Below are 3,624 nucleotides of genomic sequence, written 5' to 3' on the forward strand. Positions count from 1 at the left end.
CACGTTCAAGTGCTTAGGACCGGTAGCGTCTGCAGTGATGTACGGCAGGTTCACGTCGGTCGACTGGCTCGAGGACAGTTCGATTTTGGCTTTCTCAGCGGCTTCTTTCAGGCGCTGCATGGCCAGCGGGTCACCCTTGAGGTTCATGCCGCTTTCTTTCTTGAACTCGTCAACGAGGTAGTCGATCAGACGAATGTCAAAGTCTTCACCACCCAGGAAAGTGTCACCGTTGGTGGCCAACACTTCGAACTGGTGCTCGCCATCAACTTCAGCGATTTCGATCACGGAAACGTCGAAAGTACCGCCGCCCAAGTCGTAAACGATCACGGTGTGATCGCCTTTGGCCTTGTCCATACCGTAGGCCAGTGCGGCTGCGGTTGGTTCGTTGATGATACGTTTAACGTCCAGACCCGCGATGCGGCCGGCGTCTTTGGTGGCTTGACGCTGGCTGTCGTTGAAGTAGGCCGGAACGGTGATCACCGCTTCGGTCACTGGCTCGCCGAGGTAGTCTTCGGCGGTTTTCTTCATTTTCTTCAGAATTTCAGCCGAAATTTGTGGCGGCGCCATTTTCTGGCCGTTCACTTCAACCCAGGCGTCGTTGTTGTCAGCCTTGACGATCTTGTAAGGGACCATCTGGATGTCTTTCTGTACGACTTCTTCGTCAAAACGACGACCGATCAGACGCTTCACCGCGTACAGGGTGTTATGCGGATTGGTCACCGCCTGACGCTTGGCCGACTGGCCAACCAGGATTTCACCGTCGTTGGCATAAGCGATGATCGACGGCGTGGTACGCGCGCCTTCAGCGTTTTCAATAACTTTGGCTTTGCCGTTTTCCAACACGGAGACGCAGGAGTTGGTAGTCCCCAGGTCGATACCGATAATTTTGCCCATGTTCACTCTCCCGAAACTTTGGATTTGGATGCCGCAGTAGTGGTGGCTGACTGCGGTAGCACTTAAACGCTTGACTTCTAAATGGGGGCCTTGCGGCTAATTTCAAGCCTGCTCGTCAATCGAAGGCGAAACCGGTGCAGGTGCCTTGCTGACCACGACCATGGCCGGGCGCAGCAGGCGACCGTGAAGCTGGTAGCCCTTCTGAAACACCTTGAGCACGCTGTTTGGCTCGACGTCGGCGCTTTCCTGCATGGCCATTGCCTGGTGATGCGAGGCGTTGAAGGGTTCGCCTTCAGGATCGATCGCTTCCAGGTGATAACGTTTCAGGGTGTCCTGGAACATTTTCAGGGTCAGTTCGATCCCTTCGCGCATCGGACGAATGTTTTCGTCGTCAGGGTTGGACAGCTCCAGGCCGCGCTCCAGGCTGTCGATGATCGGCAGCAGGTCGCCAGCGAACTTTTCCAAGGCGAATTTGTGAGCCTTTTCAACGTCCTGCTCGGCACGGCGGCGGACGTTCTGCAGATCGGCGGCTACACGCAAAGCCTGATCCTGCGCACCAGCCAATTGCTCTTCGAGCACTTGTACACGAGCCGCCAGGTCTTCACCCGAAGCCTCGGGGCCCTGGTTGGCGTCTAGATTTTGCGTATCCACTGTCTGTTCGTCAGCCATAGATTTCTCCTTCCAATATCGTCCGCGAGCTCAACTCGCGCTTCTGCCCCGGTATATGGGGCCGCAAAATTCAGCTTCAAGGGCTATTTGATGATTACCCCTACAAAAAACAGCTGCATTGTCATTCCTCATTGCGCTAAGGATTTTCGCAAATCAAGCAAATCGACCTAAGAGAGGGCATTGTCAGCCCGAAACAAAACACTGTATAAATAACCAGACCTAAAGCCTGGGAGCGGCCTTTATGCTGGTGCACCTGTCCGTACATAACTACGCCATCGTTGAACATCTCGATCTCGAACTCGATCGCGGGATGAGCGTGATCACAGGGGAAACCGGCGCCGGCAAGTCGATCATGCTCGACGCCCTGGGCCTGACCCTGGGCGATCGCGCCGACAGCGGCGTGGTCCGCCCGGGCGCCGACAAGGCCGATATCCTGGCCACCTTCGACCTGATCGACATCCCGGAAGCCAGCGCCTGGCTGGCCGAGCGCGACCTCGAGAACGACGGCCCGTGCATTCTGCGTCGAGTGATCACCGCTGAAGGGCGATCCCGCGGCTATATCAACGGCACCCCCTGCCCTCTCGGTGACTTGAAGGCCCTAGGCGAGTTGCTGATCGATATCCACAGCCAGCACGAACACCAATCCCTGCTCAAAACCGATACCCATCGCCGCCTGCTCGACGAATACGCCGGTGCCACAGACCTCGCCCGCCAGGTGCAACTGGCTGCCCAACGCTGGCGCCAGACCCGCCAGGAACTGGAACGCCTTTCCAACTCCGGCGACGAACAGCGCGCCCGCCATCAGTTGCTCAGCTACCAACTTGAAGAACTGGAAAACCTCGGCCTCGGCGAAACCGAGCTGGAGCAGCTGGAACAGGAACACAAGAACCTGACCAACGCCGAAACCCTGCTGGGCATTTGCCGGCAAGTGGTCGAACAATGCAGCGAAAGTGATTCCGGCAACGTACTGAACGCGCTCACCGCCAGCCTTAATCGCCTATCGAGCGTGAACAATTCGATCGGCGCCTTGGGCGAAGCCAGCAGCCTGCTGACCAGCGCGCAGATTCAGGTTGAAGAAGCCGTGGGCGAGCTCAACCGTTTCCTCGACAATTTCGACGCCGACCCGGCCCGCCTTCAATACCTGGAAGAACGCCTCGATGCCATCTACACCCTGGCGCGCAAACACCGCATCCAGCCGACCGAGGTCGCCGAGATGCAGCAGAAGCTACTCGATGAAATCGAAACCCTGAATGCCAACGACGAATCCATCGAACGACTGAGCGATGAGCTGGCCTCCTACGCCCGCCATTACCAGGAGAAGGCCCGTGAGCTGAGCGATCTGCGACATCAAGCCTCAAGCAGCCTGGCCAGCGCCGTGGAACAGGAAATCCAGCGTTTGGGCATGCCCGGCGGCCGCTTCACCATCGAACTGCGCCCCAACAGCAGCGACGAACTGCTGCCCAATGGGCTCGAACAAGTAGAACTGCTGGTGAGCGCGAACCCGGGGCAACCGTTGAAAGCCCTGGCAAAAGTGGCGTCGGGTGGCGAACTGTCGCGTATCAGCCTGGCGATTCAGGTGATCACCGCACAGACCTCCCGCGTACCCACCCTGGTTTTCGATGAAGTGGATGTGGGTATCGGCGGCCCCACTGCCGAAATCGTGGGTCAATTGCTGCGACGCCTCGGGGAGCGTGGGCAGGTTCTGACCGTGACTCACTTGCCGCAAGTGGCGGCGCAGGGGCATCAACATCTATTTGTACACAAGGTCCGCGGTGAAGACGCCACGCATACAGCCGTCTCCAAACTGAGCAAGACCGATCGCGTCGAAGAAGTGGCACGAATGCTCGGGGGCATCGATCTCACCAAGGAATCACTGGCTCACGCGAAAAAAATGGTCGTTACCGCGAAAATTTAAGAACTGCAGAAAGCACGAAGGCGACCCTGGGGTCGCCTTCGTTCGTTTCGCGAACCTGAAGTTCGCGCGACATGCTTACTTTTTCTTGCGCACGTACAGTACAAGATTGTGATCAACCATCTCGAAGCCATACTTGTCGACGATTG

The 3,624-nt window shown here is 57.5% G+C and carries 3 protein-coding genes; 1 reads left to right on the top strand and 2 read right to left on the bottom strand.

Features of this window, described 5'->3' with window-relative positions; all coding sequences use genetic code 11:
- Both ACIPLA_RS28000 and grpE read right to left on the bottom strand, forming a co-directional pair.
- Positions 1–894 (bottom strand): Hsp70 family protein (locus ACIPLA_RS28000; protein WP_401177703.1); only part of this gene is annotated, 894 nt, incomplete at its 3' end.
- A 102-nt stretch (positions 895–996) separates the two neighbouring features.
- The gene (gene grpE / locus ACIPLA_RS28005) at positions 997–1,563 is read right to left on the bottom strand and encodes a nucleotide exchange factor GrpE (protein WP_007900531.1); all 567 of its coding nucleotides are present in this window, start codon (positions 1,561–1,563) and stop codon (positions 997–999) included.
- 241 nt (positions 1,564–1,804) lie between these two features.
- On the opposite strand from grpE, the gene recN reads away from it, so the two are divergent.
- Positions 1,805–3,478 (top strand): DNA repair protein RecN, encoded by a 1,674-nt coding sequence (recN, locus tag ACIPLA_RS28010; protein WP_008067195.1) that lies wholly within the window; start codon positions 1,805–1,807, stop codon positions 3,476–3,478.
- Positions 3,479–3,624: the final 146 nt, after the last annotated feature.

It is taken from the genome of Pseudomonas sp. NPDC086112, assembly GCF_044746425.1.
Lineage (GTDB): Bacteria > Pseudomonadota > Gammaproteobacteria > Pseudomonadales > Pseudomonadaceae > Aquipseudomonas.